A 17,890-nucleotide genomic window follows, 5' to 3' on the forward strand; every position below is an offset into this window, starting at 1 on the left:
GTTTCTTTTTTCACCAGGAAAAACGTTCAAATCCGATCTTATCCTGGATTTCCGGAAAAAGCTTTACTTCCGGCTGCAGGCTCTTATGTTCGCCTATCATCTTTTCCATCCATACCATATTATACCAACGGTTAAACTTATAGCCGCATCTGTGGAACTCTCCCACACGCTTATAGCCGAAATGCTTATGAAAATCCACACTGGCACTGGTCAGGTATTCATCTTCTTTTGGTGCAACTGCAATGCAAGCGTTCAGGTTCAGAATTCCCATCTCTGCAAGAAGACTCTCCAGGGCTCGATAGAGTCTGCCTCCTGCACCGCTGCCCCGCCGGTCATGCCTCACATAAATGGACATTTCCGCACACCAGCCATAAGCAGCTCTCGGATGAAACGCAGAACCATAGGCATATCCCAGGATCTCTCCGTTCTCTTCTGCCACAATATACGGATATTTCGCCTTTATATCATGGATCCGATGCGTAAACTCTTCTATGGAAGGTGTTTCATATTCAAATGTGATCGCAGTTTTTTCTACGTAGTAGGAATAAATTTCCAAAAGTGTTGCTGCATCCTTCTCTTCTGCCACACGTATCTGCATTGCCTTCTCGCACCTCTTTTAATTCTGTTTGTCTGTTATTTCACAAAGAAACGGTAAACCGTTTCAGAGCTGTACTCTTCACCGGGAAGCAGGATCGGAGAATGGAAATCCTCTACATTGACTGCATTTGGCTCCACCTGTGTCTCCAGGCAGAATCCATAACGTTCATGATAAACATGACCGTTCTTTCCCTTCTCATCCTTAACAAAATTGCCTGCATAGAACTGCACACACGGGCAATCGGAGGAAACCTCCATACCGATACCGGATTCCCTGCAGTATGCAGTAGCGATCGAACGGACATTGCCCTTTGCATAATTATCTGTTACATAGTTATGGTCATAACCGCCTGTAAACTTCAGCTGTTCAAAGTCCGCCTCAATGTCTCTGCCGATCGGTTTGGAAACATTGAAATCCATCGGCGTTCCCGCCACCGGTGCATATTCACCGGTAGGAATGGACTGGCTGTCTTTTACCGGAGTAAAATACTTCGCATGAATACATACTTCCTGGTCAAGCACATCTCCGCTGCCTTCTCCGTTCAGATTAAAATAAGAATGGTTGGTCATATTGGCGACGGTAGCTGCATCAGAGCGTCCTCTGTAAAAAATCTTCAGTTCGTTTTCCTCTGTGAATTCATATTTCACAACAATGGAAAATTCTCCCGGAAATCCGTTCTCTCCATCCGGACTGATGCGGAAGAAATCCACGCTGTTCTTCTCCTGGGAAATTTCTTTTACTTCCCACAGCTTTTTCTCAAAACCATCCGGACCGCTGTGAAGATTGTTATGATTCTCATTCTCTGCAAGAACCACTTCTTTATCATCAATAAAAAATCTGGAATTCTCGATACGGTTTCCACTTCTTCCAATGATCGCACCGAAAAAACATCCATTAATCTCATATCCCCGGATATCGTCATATCCAAGGACCACATCCTTCAGATCTCCGTTCTTATCCGGAACACATATCTTCACCAGGATCGCACCATACTGAAGCACTTCCGCATAGGCACCTTTTTTATTCTCAAGATGATAGATTTTTACTTCTTCTCCTGTAGGAAGTACCCCAAATTTCCTTTCAGAAACACTCATGTTTTAATTCCTCCCATATATGAAAAAAGAGCCACTAACCGGCTCTATGTCTTTAACCGATTAATCCCGGGATGCCGTTCCCTTATTTTTGACGCCTAGCAGATGCTAGGTGGGTATCCTCAACAGTGTCTTCTGCCTACCACGACGTGAGGTCTGACATCCAACCTGCGATTTTGGATTCCCAAAATGTCAATGTAGGTTCAAAAAGAAAAGGGGGATCGAACATTCCAGGATTCGGTTTTCATTGTTTTTATTATAAACCAGTATTTGTGCTTTTTCAACAGAAAATACATTTTCTTACTGATTTTATTATCAATTATTATTTGATCTTAAGGATATCCTTTACTGCTGCCGGCATATCCACTGCATCTACCACCCTGTCATGAAGAACCGGGGCAGTACGGATTTCTTCAACTGCACGTGGAACAGGTACTCCGGAAAGCGCACTTAATGCGTCTACAAGGCCAAAATCATCCAGATCTTTATGCTCCTCACCAAGTGCTTCCATAACACTTCTTGTGAATTTATACGGACTTGCAGTAGAAGCGATCACTGTCGGAAGATGATCCGCCGTCTCACTTACATACTTCTTATATACGCCGGCTGCAACTGCAGTATGCGTATCGATCACATAATTGCTGTTTTTGTAGATATCACTGATGGCCTGTGCAGTCTCATCTTCACTGCAGAAATTACCATAAAAATCAACAAGCTGTGCTTTCATCTCGTCAGTAATGGTATATTCACCGCCCTCACTTAAGGATTTCATAAGCTCTGCACATTTTTCAGCATTTTCTCCGGTAAGACGATAGATCAGTCTTTCCAGATTGCTGGAGATCAGGATATCCATGGAAGGAGATGTCGTAAGGATGAAATCTCTCTTTCTGTCATAGGTTCCTGTGCGGAAGAAATCATAAAGAACACGGTTCTCATTCGATGCACAGATCAGCTTGTGGATCGGAAGTCCCATCTGTTTCGCATAGTATGCAGCAAGGATATTTCCGAAGTTTCCGGTAGGAACTACCACATTGATCTCCTGTCCGTCTTTGATCCTGCCGTCGCGTACCAGTGATGCGTAGGCATATACATAATATACGATCTGAGGAACAAGACGACCGATGTTGATAGAGTTTGCAGAAGAAAACTGGAAGCCTGCCTGATCCAGCTCTGCTGCCAGCTCATGATCATTGAACATCTTCTTAACTGCAGTCTGGGCATCATCAAAGTTACCGGTAATACCTACCACATAAGTGTTGGCACCCTTCTGAGTTACCATCTGTTTCTCCTGGATAGGGCTGACACCATGCTTCGGATAAAATACAATGATCTTCGTTCCCGGCACATCTGCAAAGCCTGCCATGGCAGCTTTACCGGTATCTCCTGATGTTGCGGTAAGGATCACGATCTCATTCTTAACATTATTCTTCTTCGCTGCAGTTGTCATCAGATGCGGAAGAATGGAAAGTGCCATATCCTTAAATGCAATGGTCGCGCCATGGAACAGTTCCAGGAAATATGCCCCATCCGCTTCATGAAGAGGCGCGATCTTTTCTGTATCAAATTTGCTGTCGTATGCTTTGTTGATACAGTTCTTAAGCTCATCCTCGGTAAAATCTGTAAGGAAACGGCTCATTACCTCATATGCTGTCTCCTGGTAGGTCATCTGTGCCAGCTTGTCCATTGGTACATCCAGCTGTGGAATGCTTTCAGGCACGAACAGTCCGCCGTCCTCAGAAAGGCCCTTAAGTATGGCCATAGACGCTGTAACTGCCTGCTCTTTTCCTCTGGTGCTCTTGTACAATACCTGCATTGGTGTTCCGCCTTTCTATTGTAAGATATTCGTTTTCTTTTCAACGTTATCACATTATAGCATGGAATTATGGAAAATGCCACCACTTTTAAAAAAGAATCTGTCTTGCCCAATCCCACCCTGTGATCAGACAGATATTCACAGCTTTCGGATAAAAAGAAACCGCCGGTCTGTTTCTGCCGGCGGTTGATTCCTTCTGTACTGCATCAGTTCTTCCTATTTATATGTATAAAATTCATGAACCCCGTATTTAAAGAGCCTCTTCAGGTCCTTTTCAAACCATTCCACATTATGTTCCTCTGCTGCAGATTTCTGGATAAAGAACAGTGCGCCTTCAGAATAATCCGTACCCTTCAGCGCCTGCTTGACCGCTTCCCTTGTTTCATCGGAAACTGCAACTTCATTGATCCTGCCATCATAGGTCGGTGAAAACTGCGGAACGCCGTCACTGTTATCCCAGACAACCTCTGTCACCGTATTCGGAAAATCTTCGCTTTTTACACGGTTCATGATGACGTTGGCCACCAGAATACGGCCTTTGATATCTTCACTTCCTGCTTCTGCCTCCACGATCCTCAGAAGTGTATCATAGTCTTCATCTGACATCAGTGTGGGATTTTCTGCCAGTGTGATCGATCTTGCATCAAGTTCATTTACTTTGTTTTCCATAGAGGAGCTTACATTAAGATCTGCAGCAGTATTGGTTACTTTCTGTACTCTCTGGCCTACGATCACCTGCTCACAGGAGCTTCCGATCCTTGTAACCGTGCTTCCGGATAATGGTGTATCCGTAACTCCTGAAACCACACCTGCAATCCCGGTAGGAACAGTAACCTCTTCATAGGGAGAGCCCTCTCCTCCATCTGAAGCTGCATAAACCCTGCCCCCCTCACTTTCTGCAAATGTCCTTGTCCCCAGAGAAATAACCATCGCCAAAACTGCACATAATGTCAGCACTGCAAAACTGCGCGCGGAATTTCCTCCGGTTTTTCCATTTCTACGTTCATCCTGCACTCCGTCAGCCTCGCGTAAATCTTTCTCAACTTTCATAATCTCATTCCTTGCGTTTCATTTTCTGTAACAGCCCATAATCCTCCGATGCGACATCACAGCCCCCATTATCATCGCTTCCCGGATAAATACGGATCATTACGATTTCCTTTACATGTTTGTAACATTTTTGTAATGTATGGGAAAATTATATTTAATAATATTGAATATGTCAAGCTTTTTCCCGTATTTAACGCTTCAACGGCGGTATTTGTGTTTTATCCACACCTTATCCACATGTATTCCACATAAAAATCCACATAAAATCGCAGAGTTATCCACACTCATGCCATATTTCATTTCAGAAAAAAGGCAGATAGCGTTTCCATCTCCGTCCAATGTTGTACACCCACTTTCCGGAAATCGTACTTCTATCTGCCTGTTTATCCTTTTTCAGAACAGTTTTTTCTTCTGTTATTTACAGATTTGATTATAATATTTTGTTTTCAGCCAGTCAAGGATTTTTGCTCGACCAGATCCGACACCTTATGCAAAACGGCACAATGCCTGCACGAAAAGTGTCGCATAAACACACAGATCGATACTCCAGGCTCCCAGAAACAGTCCCCATGGTGTTCCCCCGGCTCCTTCGGCAAACCGTTTGGGCTTCAGCGCAAGGATCAGCGGAAAAAGAAGCGGCAGAAAATACCGTCCCTGCACGCCCAGGATCTTATCGTAGCCATAGGCTGTCCACTGTCCATATAACGTTACAAAGATCAGCGCAAATACCAGGAGACTGACTCCTCCCAGAATGCCCTTTGCCGGAAGATCCAGACGGATTCCCGACATATCATCATTCCCGGAAACCTGAAGGACCAGGATCAGAAGATATCCCATTGCCAGCAGGGCACAGACAGGAATGTTCAGCCATCCAAGATTACTTCCTATCATTTCTGTAAGATAGGTCACACCAAAATTATCCAGGCTCCGCACAAAAGTCAGGATAAAGGCAGCCGGATCCTTCAGGATCCCCACAAGCTGTGCAGCTGTATCCACACCCGGCTGTGACTCACAGAGATATCGGGATGCAATGACCAGCCAGCCGAAACTTAAGATCAGGATCACAGCTCCTGCACAGGCCACATGAAACCAGTAATTTTTTCTGCTTTTAAACCGTTCTTTCGGGATCAGGAACAGGAGCAGGCAAAACGGCATGTAAACCACTTTGCAAAGACACAGGAATCCGGTCAGCACGTACATCCATATCAGCTGTCTTCTACTCATCACTTTTTTCTGTTTATATCGCATAGCCAGTACAAATGCAGCCAGAGCAACCGTCAGAGCCAGGGCCAGGGCATCTGCTGACATGGAATTTGCTGACTGGATATTCACAGGTACCAGCCCCAGAAGTACGAGGAAATTTTTCCCAACAGGCGTCAGACGAATGGCAAAGAAAAAGAACAGTCCAAACATAAGCATATTGGCGATCCTTCCCGCATAGGCAAGAACCATCGGCCGGTCCGTAAACAGATCTGCAATGCGGATCCCTACTGCCTGGGGAAGATACGAAGTAGGTGCATACAAGGCTGTATTTCCAAATCCGTAAAACTGTGTTTTTTCCCGGTCGATACGCTGATCTGCATTCTCTCCGATATCCCATAATGATACATGATCCTTGGCGGAAAATTCCGGAACCAGACCACGGTTAAACGTCCTTCCATATGAGAATAAGTCGTTTCCTCCGTTGCCTTCCGACGTCAGATATCCTCTGGAAACCTCATAGCTTCTCAGATAATGGCTGTACTCATCCGGCGAATTAAAGGCCGGAACCGCCGCCAGCGTACAGATACTCATAAAAATATAAACAACGGCAAACACCACTTCTGCCCGGAGCTGTCTGCGTTTCAGAAATGCAAAGATCACCAGCATCACAGCTGCCGCCACTCCAATCACCAGAAACACCAGTGATTTTGGAAATGGCCTGGAAATGATCCGATAGGCAAGTGTCTGTGTATCATCCTTCTGGCTCACCAGCCCTGCAGCCACTCCGGTATCCCCTTTTGCGCCATCTAAAACGATCCGGAATTTCTGCCCCTTACATTCCGTAAGCTTCTGGTCAAGCCGGAAATACGTGGTATCCCCCGACGATATGGTCAGTCTGCTGGCCTGCCAGCTCTGGATCTCCCTTTCATTCTGATACAGCGTTATCTGAAACGTTCCAGCAACCGATGCACTCTCTGTAGAAAGAAAAAGCTCCACACCGGACAGACGGTTCGTTTTGCAGGTAAACTCCTCTTCAAAGCTTCCTCCCGCACCGATCATAGACCAGGTATCCGGTCTTGCCTGCTGCTTTACATTTCCGAGGATCTCCGAATCACTAAGCAGATATGCGGAAAAGATCAGGATCATTCCCCATATCAGCAGATATTTCAGAGCGTTTTTCAGCTCTGCGGACAGGCTGTATGAGCTCCTGTTTTTTTTCTTATTTTTCATAATATCCCTCTTACTCACTGTTATTTTCACATTCCGCACTATTATAGCATCTGCACGGCAAAAAAAGAAGCTGCATTTTATGGCAGCTTCTCATTTTTTGTAAACCTATCCGGAACCGGATGCTTATCGATTGTTGATCGCAGTTACCAGTGCATCAATAGAGGCACGGATGATATCCTGATCAACACCCGCTCCCCAGGCAAGCGTTTCATCCGGTTTACGGATTCCCACATAAGCGATAGCCTTGGAGGAAGAACTCTGCTCCAGAGCATGCTCCTGATAAGTTTCCAGTGTGTATTTCAGTTCGTAAGCTTTCTTCAGTGCATTGCTTACCGCATCCAGACGACCATTTCCGGAAGCCTCTGTAACGATGGTTTTTCCACGGAATGTAGAAGTAACCCGTGTTACGATGCCGTCTTCCTTCTGCTGGAAATGAACCTCATTGATGCTGTATGGTTCAACCACATTTTCGAAGGTAGATTTGAACAGACTGAAGATCTCGTCCGGATGAAGCTCTTTGTGCTTGTGATCGGACACTGCTTTGGCTGCATAGCCCATAGCCTCGCGCATTTTCGGAGGAAGGTTCAGGCCAAACTTTGTCTCCAGTACATAGCCTACACCGCCCTTTCCGGACTGGCTGTTGATACGGATAACATCTGCATCGTAGTTTCTTCCCACATCTGTCGGATCGATCGGCAGATACGGAACAGTCCAGTGCTCCAGATTTCCGTTCTCTCTCCAGTGCATACCCTTTGCGATGGCATCCTGATGAGATCCGGAAAATGCAGCAAATACAAGAGCTCCACTGTACGGACTTCTTTCATAGATCTGCATTCCGGTACATTTCTCATAAACCTCACAAATATGCGGCATATCAGAGAAATCGATCTTCGGGTCCACACCCTGGGAATACATATTCATACCAAGCGTTACAATATCCACATTACCGGTACGCTCACCATTTCCGAACAAAGTTCCCTCAATTCGGTCAGCACCTGCAAGAAGACCCATCTCGGAGTCTGCAACGCCACATCCACGATCATTGTGCGGATGAAGAGAAACGATCACGTTTTCACGGTATTTCAGATTATCACACATGTATTCCACCTGACTTGCATACACATGCGGCATAGAATGCTCAACCGTAACAGGCAGGTTGATGATCGCTTTGTTATCTGCAGTGGGCTGCCATACATCCAGAACCGCATTGCACACCTCCAGTGCATACTCCGGCTCTGTTCCCGTAAAGCTCTCCGGGCTGTACTCAAACTGAAAATTGCCTTCTGTCTCATCAGCCAGTTTTTTCAGAAGTGCAGCGCCATCTACTGCGATCTTCAGGATCTCCTCTTTTGATTTTTTGAATACCTGCTCTCTCTGCGATACGGATGTGGAATTGTATACATGAACGATCGCTTTTGGGGCGCCTTTAACAGCTTCAAAAGTCTTACGGATAATATGCTCTCTTGCCTGAGTCAGAACCTGGATCGTTACATCCTTCGGGATCAGATCCTGCTCGATCAGCGTACGGAGAAACTCATACTCTGTCTCAGAAGCAGCCGGAAATCCAACCTCGATCTCTTTAAAACCAATCTTTACAAGAAGCTTGAAAAATTCCACTTTCTGCTCCAGGCTCATCGGGATCACAAGTGCCTGATTTCCGTCACGAAGGTCTACAGAGCACCAGATCGGGGCCTTATCCACATATTCTTTCTCCGCCCATTTCATACATTTCACCGGCGGCATGTAATACTGACGTTTGTACTTGGATGGTGTCATCATTTTGTTTTCCTCCACTTTCTGTTTCCATTAAAATTTCTCTTTGGTTTCTGTTTTTGATATAAAGACATAAAAAAATCTTCCGACTCTGCAGATTCTGCAAGAGACGAAAGACAACTGCTGTCCTACGCGGTACCACTCTTATTTCATGAATAAAAATTCACACACTTGACAGATACGGAATGTATATACATCCTTATATCCTCTCCGGATAACGGCGGACACCGTCTGCGTCTACTCTCTTATATAATATATAAAGATTTCAGGCAGATGCTCCGAGGCGAGTTCCACAAATCCCTTCCGCTGCTTCTCACCGGCCAGCAGCTCTCTGTGCTCCGTTCTCTTGTGTACTATTCCTCATCTACGCATTTTCTTTTTGAAACTGGTATTAGGTTAACACGTTATGGAAGATTTGTCAACGAAATTTTAGCGATGCACCGCGCAAAAATTTCAGTGCATCACTCACGAACAGCAATCCGGGCTGATCCGTTTCTCTGTCTTCCTGCTATCTGCGGCAGACATTATTCGGCTCCCCGCCTGACTGAAAGCTGATGACCAATCCAGTACACAGCCCCGCCAATACCTCCTCCAAGAGTATTATATGTCAGATCAGAAACCTGGAACGTCCCAAGCCTCAGGAAAAGCTGCAAAAGTTCAATGGACAGTGAGAATACAAAGGTAATTTTAAGTCCGGTCCACACAATATTCAAGAATGTTGTTTTTTTCAATATTTTCTTTCCTGCGGTCCAGAACAGCAGGATCGTGAACGGAATGAACAGCATCAGATTCTCAATACACTCGGTTGTGAGATATCTGGTACCATCCTCTCCATATTTCCAGATCCACCAGTTCTCCATCACATCCGAAAGGGGATTCATCCACATATCCCGGTTCAGCAGCGTGCGAAACAAGATCATGGTTGTATAAAAGGTCAGAAAAAACAGCTTCCGAAAAAAAGCATTTCCTCTGAAATACTGCCACCACACGGAAAAAGCTCCCCTGATTCCCCTTCCACCTGTCTCATTATGGTAGGCAAAGAGATAAAAAAACAGTACCATCACAGACAGGATCACAGAAAACCAAAATGGCTGGTACAAAGCTGTCAGTACACTTGTAATAATACTTGATATGATGTCTTTCATTATAAGTCCTTTCACCTAAACCAGACAGTCGACCATTCTTCTGTCCGGCAGCTCTGTCATTATTCCTACCTATATTACTACACTCTTCCCACAAAAGCCAGAAAAAGATATCTCTCACCGCTCTGTCAATCGACCTGCATATCGTTTTTATATTCCTGAAAATGTGAGAGGCAAGGGATATTCGCAATTGAAGCAGGGGACTTACTTGATTCAGCTAAACTACAATATTTTTTTATTTTTAACAAATTTTTGTTATATTTTACCAGCAAAACATGCTATAGTTCATAGTAAGAAAAACATTTCGGAGGTATTTTTAATGAAACGTGATCTGAAAAAAATCGTAAGCCAGATGACACTGGAAGAAAAAGCCGGCATGTGCTCAGGTCTTGATTTCTGGCATCTGAAACATGTGGAACGCTTGGGGATCCCGGAAGTAATGGTCAGCGACGGCCCTCACGGACTTCGTAAGCAGGATGACAAGGGCGATCATCTTGGAATGAACGACAGCATCAAAGCCGTCTGCTTCCCGCCGGCCGCTTTAAGCGCCTGCTCCTTTGACCGCAAGTTGATGGAAGAAATGGGCAAAACCATCGGAAAAGAAGCTCAGGCCAACGATGTATCCATAGTTCTCGGACCGGCCGTAAACATCAAACGTTCTCCTCTCTGCGGAAGAAACTTCGAATATTATTCCGAGGATCCATATCTCGCAGGTGAGATCGCAGCCGCTTTTATAAACGGAGTGCAGTCCCAGCATGTAGGAACCTCTATCAAGCACTTTGCAGCAAACAACCAGGAATATCACCGCATGAGCAATTCTTCCGAGGCTGATGAGCGCACTTTACGTGAGATCTATTTCCCTGCATTCGAAACCGCAGTAAAAAAAGCTCAGCCATACACCTTCATGTGCTCCTACAACCAGATCAACGGCACTTTCGCATCTGAGAATAAATGGCTTCTCACAGATGTTCTCCGCGGCGACTGGGGCTTCAAGGGCTATGTAATGTCCGACTGGGGTGCAGTCAATGACCGCGTCAAAGGTCTTGAGGCAGGTCTTGAGCTGGAAATGCCTTCCTCCAATGGGGTCAACGATGCCCTCATCGTACAGGCCGTAAAAGACGGTTCCCTCAAGGAAGACATTCTTGACCAGGCTGTTGAACGCATTCTACGCATAATTTTTGAATATGCAGACAACCGGGCACCGCAGGAATTCACCATGGAAAAAGACCATGAAGAAGCACGCCACATTGCCGAAGAATCTATGGTTCTTCTGAAAAACGATGGGCAGATCCTCCCTCTGAAAGCATCCGAGAAAGTTGCTTTCATCGGTGGTTTTGCAAAGAAGCCTCGTTTCCAGGGCGGCGGAAGCTCTCATATCAACTGCTTCAAGATCACAAACGCACTGGATTCCGTTCCTTCCGATGCACAGGTTACTTATGCAGAAGGTTTCCCTGCAGACAAAGATCTCTACGATGACGCACTTGCAGCTGAAGCGATCAAAGCTGCTGCCGCCGCTGACAAGGTTGTGATCTTCGCCGGACTTCCGGACAGCTTTGAATCTGAAGGATACGACCGTTCCCACATGAGGCTTCCTGAATGCCAGAACCGTCTCATTGCTGAGATCCTTAAAGTACAGCCGAATACCGTGATCGTCCTCCACAACGGTTCCCCCGTGGAGCTGCCATGGCTCAATGATATAAAAGGCCTTCTGGAAGCATACCTCGGCGGTCAGGCAGGCGGTACCGCTGTCGCAAACATCCTTTACGGAAAAGTAAATCCCAGCGGCAAGCTTGCCGAGACAATGCCGCTCAAGCTCTCCGACAATCCATCTTACCTGAACTTTGGCGGTGGTGAAAAGGTTGAATACCGTGAAGGCGTATTCGTAGGCTATCGCTACTACGATACAAAAGAAATGGATGTAGCATATCCGTTTGGCTATGGACTCTCCTACACTACCTTTGCCTGCAGCGACCTGAAGATCTCCAATGAAAATCCTACAGACAAAGACACTGTCACCGTTTCGGTTGATGTAACAAACACAGGAAATATGGCAGGAAAAGAAGTCGTACAGCTCTATGTCAAAGACTGTACCAGTTCCGCAATCCGTCCGGAAAAAGAGCTCAAGGGCTTCGAAAAGGTTTTCCTGAATCCAGGCGAAACCAAAACAGTAACCATGGAGCTGGACAAGAGAAGCTTCGCATGGTACAATACAGAACTTCATGACTGGTTCGCAGCCAGCGGCGAATATAAGCTCCTTGTCGGTACCTCTTCCAGAAATATCCGTCTTGAAGGCAGGATCCATCTGAACAGCAGCCAGGAGCTTCCGATGCATGTTCATATGAACACCACCCTGGGCGAACTGTTCCGCAACCCGAAAACAAGCGAAACAGCAAAAGAACTGACAGCAAAATATATCTCAGCCATGAACGTTGGTGAAGAGTCCTCTTCTGAAGCCGCTTCCGAAGCTGTCACCGAAGAAATGACAGAAGCCATGACCGACTCCATGCCATTACGTGCGCTGGTAAGCTTCGGCGGGTATTCCAGAGAAGAACTTACAGAAATTATTGAAAAATTAAATAAACTGGTATAATTTCACAGAGCATCCTCTGCCACTCGAATTATACTTACATAAAAAGCTGACAGAATAAACCTGCTTTTACAATGACACAGGTTCGTACTTCTGTCAGCTTTTTGATTTTTTATCAGCAGTGCATCAATTTTTTTATATTGCTTGATCTGCGATGCACCCATATTTTACACACCCCTTTTTTGCCTGTAAATTTCCTTAAGATCCTCCACCGCCATCTCCGGATCCATCGTGTGAAACATCAGGTAATTTACATTCATGGTTTTTGCCGGAGCCTGACGATAAATCTCTCTGCTTGATTCACCTGTTACATAATGCCAGTATCGATACACGTATCCCGCCCAATACATAACTTCCTTATCATACTGTATACCATCTTTCTTTACTTCCGGGCATTCATCTGCAAACTCTTCCAATAAATACTCTTCTCCAGCCCACTGCATCCGGTTATACTCCGAATCTAACGCCCGGGCCACCTTTGAATTCATAAAATATCGTATAAATCTCTCACTGTTATAATGCTCTTTCCACGCCAACTCAAACAACCTGCCCTGAATATCACAAAGCTTCAGTTCTATCGAATCCATTATTTTCACCTACTTCTGTCTTGCACTGTCAATGATTTCATCAAAATACTTACCTTCACGGCGATAGTCTCTACATATCCGATTAGCCAAGGAAATACCTTGTTTTCGATTTCGACCACTTACTTTCTTTAACGCCTGTCTTTCCATCCAAAGAAGCGGAATTTTCCTTTCAATCCGGATCGCATCACATGCTTTCTGTGTCATCGCTACATATTGGCACCCTAATTGCAAAGCAGAAAGACTTTCAACCAAAGCCATATCTGTCACATTCCTTTGAAAAAAATTGTCCAACACATAAAACATCCTGTCATTAGCAATCCTACCTGCAATAATATCATATCCTTTATCCATCACCGCATACTTAGCATATAATTCTGTCCCTGCTATTTCTTCCAGTTTTCCCCTGTGATAAGCAATCAACATGGCCCATTCGATATCTGCTGGTATTTCAATTTTTTTTAACTCATTTTCATCTATTGAAACTATATAGAATACCGATTCATCATAATCGCAAATCAAAGTCAGTGGCTGTAATGGCTCTGTCCCCATATAAAACCCAGCTCCAAAATCACATCTGTCTCTGCTGGATGGTGAAATATTTCCTTTCAATCCCGACTTAGAACCATGAAACAAAATTTCTCTATACGGATTACTTTTCGCAATTTCCTGTGCCTGTTCTCTGATTGACTCCTCTACTACTTCAGCCAAATCTATTTTTTCCTTCTGGCATATAGAGATAAGCTTCTCCTGGGCAGCTTTACCCGGAATCCCATCCTCATTTTCCCAGCGCTTCACTGTAGCAACTGTAACTTTCATCTCATCAGCCATTTTTTCCTGATCCCATTGTAAACTTTCACGAATCCGATAAATTGTATTCACTAAAATCACCACTTTATATGTCTGTTATGTTCAAAAGGTTCCATAGCATCAATTATATATAAAATAATGATACCATGAAACCTTTTTTTCGTAAAGTTGCCTATCATTGCTCTGCAATCATGCGAACAAGTCGAGCTATTGTTTGATAGTCCTCTTCCTTTTTTATAATAAATTGTCTTACCAGCAACTGTTCAATATTTCCAATTGAATTTCCTAGTGAACTCGCAACGCGGAATAATTTTTCCTTACTATCTCTAGCCCCATTGAAACTTGGAAATTCCTGTTGACCACAGATTATTCGCAAATATTCGTTATTACTATATTCATCAAAGTCAATCCATCTCAGATATCATAGATCAACTTTTCGTTCCGCGGTTTTGTATTTTATCATTCACCAGTTCTCCTTGCTTAAATAAGCATTTTAATTCAATACTTCCTTTACTGGCATTCTGATTGCATGTCAACAACATAACTGTTGCATTTTCTCTTTGAATACTATGACCCTGCAAACGGCCAGGAGCTCCCCGGAAGTTTCTGTTGTATTAACTGCTACTCATATCGTAACGGTGTGCATTTTTGAACAATTACTATATCATTTCTCACATAGCCATTGTTCTTTATTTTCAGCTGAAGCACATTTCTTAATCTTTGCGCTTCTTTACTATAGCACGAACGAAATGATGAACAATCGAGTTTTTCATCACTATTAAAATTCCCACATATACCACTACCGAAATTAAAACTGAGCTTATCATTCGCCATAAACTGCTATCAAAGCTTTTGTTGCAAAGCATGCAGATTATGCCAATAGCAACACTTCCACATATACACGACTTAACCGATTTAATATCCAACATCTTCCAATCAAAAAATGTCTTTGAAAAATGTATCTGCATCACACAATTCTTTATAATAGGTAACTGCTGAATGAAGCTTTTCTGCTTTCCTCCCCGGAATGGACTTTTGCCTGGATATGTGACTCTTTGCTGCGGCTATGGCACTGTTTATCGCAGCTCGCCTGAAATACAATGGGACTTTTTCCCAGGGAAGGGGATTCTGTGGAACCTGCTTGTCTCTTCCCATAATAGTCAGAACCTACAGGGCCCGAAGAGTTTTCTGGCTCCCCAGTTCTCCCAGTTCTTCATGAGCCAACAGAAGATCATAATAAAAGCTTTCAATTTCATTATAGAAATCCTGGGTTTTCCTGAGTCATTCCGGATGTCCGCAGCAAAGTCGGAGTCTTCTGGTTGTTATGCTGTAGCCTGTATTGGACGGCATGTTCTCTTTCTTCAATTTATTATATAACTTATCCAATATCATTATCTTGTCGCTTAATGTTAGATTAAGCGACAGGACCTGAAAAAACCTGTATATAAGGAAATTCGCCATTTTTCTGACCAAAAAGCTGACCACTTATGACCATGAATCTTATAACAAGAAGCCTGATATTTCCCGTAAAATACAGGTCTCTGGGACTATACATCTGACCACTTATCATGACCACTTTTATATATTGATATGTATTTTTCTTTCTCTGATATATAAAAAGCTGCGTAAAACGGCACAAAAAACGACATAATTGGACAGCTATGGCAGTTTCAGATCGCTTGACAAGCATTAAAGCGGATGTTATCATTACATATGGTTCAAAATCTTGAATCAAACAACAGAATAATCCGAAAAAATTACTGTCGCTTAATCTAACATTAAGCAGCAGTTTTCACATTCTTTTCATTTTCCTTTCACACAATGCACACATTTTTTTACTATATTATTAACTGTAAATAGCAAATGCTAAACAATCTTTTTCTTTTTCATACTTTTTTGCCGGGAGTCCGCACAACTCCCGGCCTCCTTTTTTTATTCTTCAGGTAGTTCGCCTGCATTTTCTATTATTATTAAAGATATAAAAATATGTCTTGTTTTTTCTTATTATATATATTATACTAGTCAAGAACTTATTGTTCCCGTCCATTTTGTTCTTTGATAATTTCATAGACTTCACACTCGAAACATGATACAATATCCGCACAGAGAAATATGCGGTACAATTTTTATAGGAGGATGCGCATATGCTAGATCAGAAAGATTTGGAATTATTAGCCGGTATGATAAACCCGATCAATGTCCAGCTGGGCAATATAAATAACCGATTAGATGGTATCGACGCCAGACTGGATGCAGTGGATACTCGTCTCGACGGTATCGATACTCGTCTCGATGCTATGGATGTTCGTCTCGACGGTATTGACGCTCGTCTCGATGCTATGGATGTTCGTTTTGACGGTATCGACGCTCGTCTTGATGCTATGGATGTTCGTTTTGACGGTATCGATACTCGTCTCGATGCTATGGATGTTCGTTTTGATGAAATAGATGCCCGCTTCAACCGGGTAGAAAACAGACTTGAAATGATCGATCTGAAATGTGATACCAACAGAAAACGCCTGGACGACCTTTCACTGGATGTTAAGCTTGCAGAATGGGATATCCGAAAAGATATCAAAAATTTACAGGACACAACAGAAACTCTTGTCGTTGTACTTCAGGGAAGAGGTATTTTACCTGACCCAGGTAACACAATACAGACAGCCTGATCATATCATGTAAAGAGTGTGAAGCCTATGAAAGTATCAAGGGATCACACTCTTTATTATCATCCATACAACCATCTTTCTCCTCAAAAAATGGTTGCATTTACAATTCGTTTATGTTATAGTTATATGCGTTGCGGGGTATGGCGTAGCTTGGTAGCGCGCACGGCTGGGGGCCGTGAGGTCGCAGGTTCAAATCCTGTTGCCCCGATATTTCTAACAAATTCAAGGATTTCCGAGGTCTGATGACTTCGGATTTTTTTATTACCTTTATTACTTTACTATTTTTCGAAAGGAAGGTTTTGCATGCAGGATAATCTGTCTCTTTATCATATTTTTTATACGGTAGCACGTACCGGCAGTATCTCCCACAGTTCCCGGGACCTTTATATCAGCCAGCCTGCTATCAGCAAGGCGATCCAGAAGCTGGAGCAGAATCTGGATACCGTTCTTTTTAAACGCAGTTCCCGGGGTGTCACTCTGACCCCGGACGGTGAGCTTCTTTTTGAAAAAGTAAAAGAAGCTCTTTCACTTCTGGATGAAGGAGAAAATTCCATTCGCCATAACCGTTCCCGGGACATTCCAAAGCTGCGTCTGGGCGCCAGTTCTACTCTTACCAGATATGTACTGCTCTCCCACCTGGAAAACTATATTGCACGTTTTCCTCATGTACGTATCACAATTTCCTGCCAGTCTACTTATCAGACGCTGCAGCTTCTGGATGAGGAAAAAATCGATCTGGGACTCATCGGACGGCCGCAGAAGCTTCGGGGATATTATTTTCAGCCTCTTTTGAAAATCCAGGATACCTTTGTCTGTACACAGCAGTATCTGGAAAATCAGAAAAAGCTCTATCCGGATGAACCTCTGATCCAGGCAGCAACTTTCATGATGCTGGATGAGGACAATATTACACGTCAGACCGTGAACACTCAGCTGAAAGAACATCATGTGGAATTAAGTCATATTCTGGAAGTAACAACTATGGATCTTCTGATCCAGTTTGCGGAAATTGGTCTTGGGATTGCATGTGTGATCCGTGATTTTGTAAAAAAAGAGCTGGAAGAAGGAACGCTGGTGGAAGTACCGGTAGGATTTTCTTTTCCGCTGCGTGAGATCGGGTTTGTATGCAGACAGAAAGATGCTGATTCGCCTTTGATCGCGCCATTCTTTGATGATGAAACAGAGCATCCGGATAAATAAAGGAATGTAAAAAAATTCCCATCTGATCATTGCGACCAGATGGGAATTTTAAATTTCAAAAAAGTTTCCTGCCACTGTATTACGTGTGTGACTTTTTTGACTCAAACTTCGCTGCGCTTCGTTCGAGTAGCACAAAATTT

General features: G+C 43.8%; 12 protein-coding genes, 1 tRNA gene, 1 other RNA gene and 1 other annotated feature. Of the genes, 4 read left to right on the forward strand and 10 right to left on the reverse strand.

Annotated features, from left to right (window positions below; genetic code table 11):
• Positions 1 to 10: 10 nt before the first annotated feature.
• The 8 genes from V9W66_RS02135 to V9W66_RS02170 form a co-directional block, all read right to left on the reverse strand.
• Complete coding sequence (locus tag V9W66_RS02135; RefSeq protein WP_129975315.1) at positions 11 to 598, reverse strand: GNAT family N-acetyltransferase; 588 nt, start codon at positions 596 to 598, stop codon at positions 11 to 13.
• A 35-nt stretch (positions 599 to 633) separates the two neighbouring features.
• Entirely contained in the window at positions 634 to 1,692 is a 1,059-nt protein-coding gene (locus V9W66_RS02140) for an aldose epimerase family protein (protein ID WP_144093682.1), read from the reverse strand.
• A 59-nt stretch (positions 1,693 to 1,751) separates the two neighbouring features.
• Positions 1,752 to 1,929, reverse strand: a non-coding RNA gene (ssrS, locus tag V9W66_RS02145) — 6S RNA.
• An 82-nt stretch (positions 1,930 to 2,011) separates the two neighbouring features.
• A complete protein-coding gene (thrC, locus tag V9W66_RS02150) occupies positions 2,012 to 3,502 on the reverse strand; it encodes a threonine synthase (protein ID WP_021652923.1) in 1,491 nt (496 codons plus the stop codon).
• 216 nt (positions 3,503 to 3,718) lie between these two features.
• A complete protein-coding gene (locus V9W66_RS02155; RefSeq protein ID WP_144093681.1) occupies positions 3,719 to 4,552 on the reverse strand; it encodes a cell wall hydrolase in 834 nt (277 codons plus the stop codon).
• A gap of 486 nt (positions 4,553 to 5,038) precedes the next feature.
• Positions 5,039 to 6,985, reverse strand: a complete 1,947-nt coding sequence (locus tag V9W66_RS02160) for a DUF2142 domain-containing protein (protein ID WP_144093680.1) — start codon at positions 6,983 to 6,985, stop codon at positions 5,039 to 5,041.
• Between the two features lie 123 nt (positions 6,986 to 7,108).
• Positions 7,109 to 8,764, reverse strand: coding sequence for a 2-isopropylmalate synthase (locus V9W66_RS02165; RefSeq protein WP_186290027.1), 1,656 nt, complete (start codon positions 8,762 to 8,764; stop codon positions 7,109 to 7,111).
• Positions 8,765 to 8,860: 96 nt separating this feature from the next.
• Positions 8,861 to 9,134 (reverse strand) — a binding site (T-box leader).
• A 148-nt stretch (positions 9,135 to 9,282) separates the two neighbouring features.
• Complete coding sequence (locus V9W66_RS02170) at positions 9,283 to 9,903, reverse strand: VanZ family protein (protein WP_144093679.1); 621 nt, start codon at positions 9,901 to 9,903, stop codon at positions 9,283 to 9,285.
• Between the two features lie 316 nt (positions 9,904 to 10,219).
• Here V9W66_RS02170 and V9W66_RS02175 point away from each other — a divergent pair, with 316 nt between their 5' ends.
• The gene (locus V9W66_RS02175) at positions 10,220 to 12,490 is read left to right on the forward strand and encodes a glycoside hydrolase family 3 C-terminal domain-containing protein (RefSeq protein WP_144093678.1); all 2,271 of its coding nucleotides are present in this window, start codon (positions 10,220 to 10,222) and stop codon (positions 12,488 to 12,490) included.
• Positions 12,491 to 12,654: 164 nt separating this feature from the next.
• Here the strand turns inward: V9W66_RS02175 and V9W66_RS02180 are convergent, their stop codons facing one another.
• Together V9W66_RS02180 and V9W66_RS02185 are read right to left on the reverse strand one after the other, a co-directional pair.
• Positions 12,655 to 13,074: a hypothetical protein gene (locus V9W66_RS02180; protein ID WP_144093677.1), complete on the reverse strand. Its 420-nt coding sequence runs from the start codon at positions 13,072 to 13,074 to the stop codon at positions 12,655 to 12,657.
• Between the two features lie 9 nt (positions 13,075 to 13,083).
• Positions 13,084 to 13,953: a DUF3990 domain-containing protein gene (locus V9W66_RS02185; RefSeq protein WP_243121641.1), complete on the reverse strand. Its 870-nt coding sequence runs from the start codon at positions 13,951 to 13,953 to the stop codon at positions 13,084 to 13,086.
• A gap of 2,072 nt (positions 13,954 to 16,025) precedes the next feature.
• Between V9W66_RS02185 and V9W66_RS02190 the strand changes: the two genes are divergently transcribed.
• The 3 genes from V9W66_RS02190 (at position 16,026) to V9W66_RS02200 (ending at position 17,750) form a co-directional block, all read left to right on the forward strand.
• Positions 16,026 to 16,550, forward strand: coding sequence for a hypothetical protein (locus tag V9W66_RS02190; RefSeq protein WP_144093675.1), 525 nt, complete (start codon positions 16,026 to 16,028; stop codon positions 16,548 to 16,550).
• A gap of 134 nt (positions 16,551 to 16,684) precedes the next feature.
• A tRNA-Pro gene (locus V9W66_RS02195) sits at positions 16,685 to 16,758 on the forward strand.
• A gap of 95 nt (positions 16,759 to 16,853) precedes the next feature.
• Positions 16,854 to 17,750: a LysR family transcriptional regulator gene (locus V9W66_RS02200; RefSeq protein ID WP_144093674.1), complete on the forward strand. Its 897-nt coding sequence runs from the start codon at positions 16,854 to 16,856 to the stop codon at positions 17,748 to 17,750.
• Positions 17,751 to 17,890: the final 140 nt, after the last annotated feature.

This window comes from Blautia massiliensis (ex Durand et al. 2017) (genome assembly GCF_051861785.1).
Taxonomy (GTDB): Bacteria; Bacillota; Clostridia; order Lachnospirales; family Lachnospiraceae; genus Blautia_A; species Blautia_A luti_A.

What these genes read in the sequence shown, in the direction of transcription:
- V9W66_RS02175 (WP_144093678.1), top strand. Translation starts at nt 10,220, where the DNA reads ATGAAACGTGATCTGAAAAAAATCGTAAGCCAGATGACACTGGAAGAA.
- V9W66_RS02200 (WP_144093674.1), top strand. Translation starts at nt 16,854, where the DNA reads ATGCAGGATAATCTGTCTCTTTATCATATTTTTTATACGGTAGCACGT.
- V9W66_RS02165 (WP_186290027.1), bottom strand. Translation starts at nt 8,764, where the DNA reads ATGATGACACCATCCAAGTACAAACGTCAGTATTACATGCCGCCGGTG.
- V9W66_RS02135 (WP_129975315.1), bottom strand. Translation starts at nt 598, where the DNA reads ATGCAGATACGTGTGGCAGAAGAGAAGGATGCAGCAACACTTTTGGAA.
- V9W66_RS02180 (WP_144093677.1), bottom strand. Translation starts at nt 13,074, where the DNA reads ATGGATTCGATAGAACTGAAGCTTTGTGATATTCAGGGCAGGTTGTTT.
- V9W66_RS02160 (WP_144093680.1), bottom strand. Translation starts at nt 6,985, where the DNA reads ATGAAAAATAAGAAAAAAAACAGGAGCTCATACAGCCTGTCCGCAGAG.
- V9W66_RS02170 (WP_144093679.1), bottom strand. Translation starts at nt 9,903, where the DNA reads ATGAAAGACATCATATCAAGTATTATTACAAGTGTACTGACAGCTTTG.
- V9W66_RS02190 (WP_144093675.1), top strand. Translation starts at nt 16,026, where the DNA reads ATGCTAGATCAGAAAGATTTGGAATTATTAGCCGGTATGATAAACCCG.
- V9W66_RS02140 (WP_144093682.1), bottom strand. Translation starts at nt 1,692, where the DNA reads ATGAGTGTTTCTGAAAGGAAATTTGGGGTACTTCCTACAGGAGAAGAA.
- V9W66_RS02155 (WP_144093681.1), bottom strand. Translation starts at nt 4,552, where the DNA reads ATGAAAGTTGAGAAAGATTTACGCGAGGCTGACGGAGTGCAGGATGAA.
- thrC (WP_021652923.1), bottom strand. Translation starts at nt 3,502, where the DNA reads ATGCAGGTATTGTACAAGAGCACCAGAGGAAAAGAGCAGGCAGTTACA.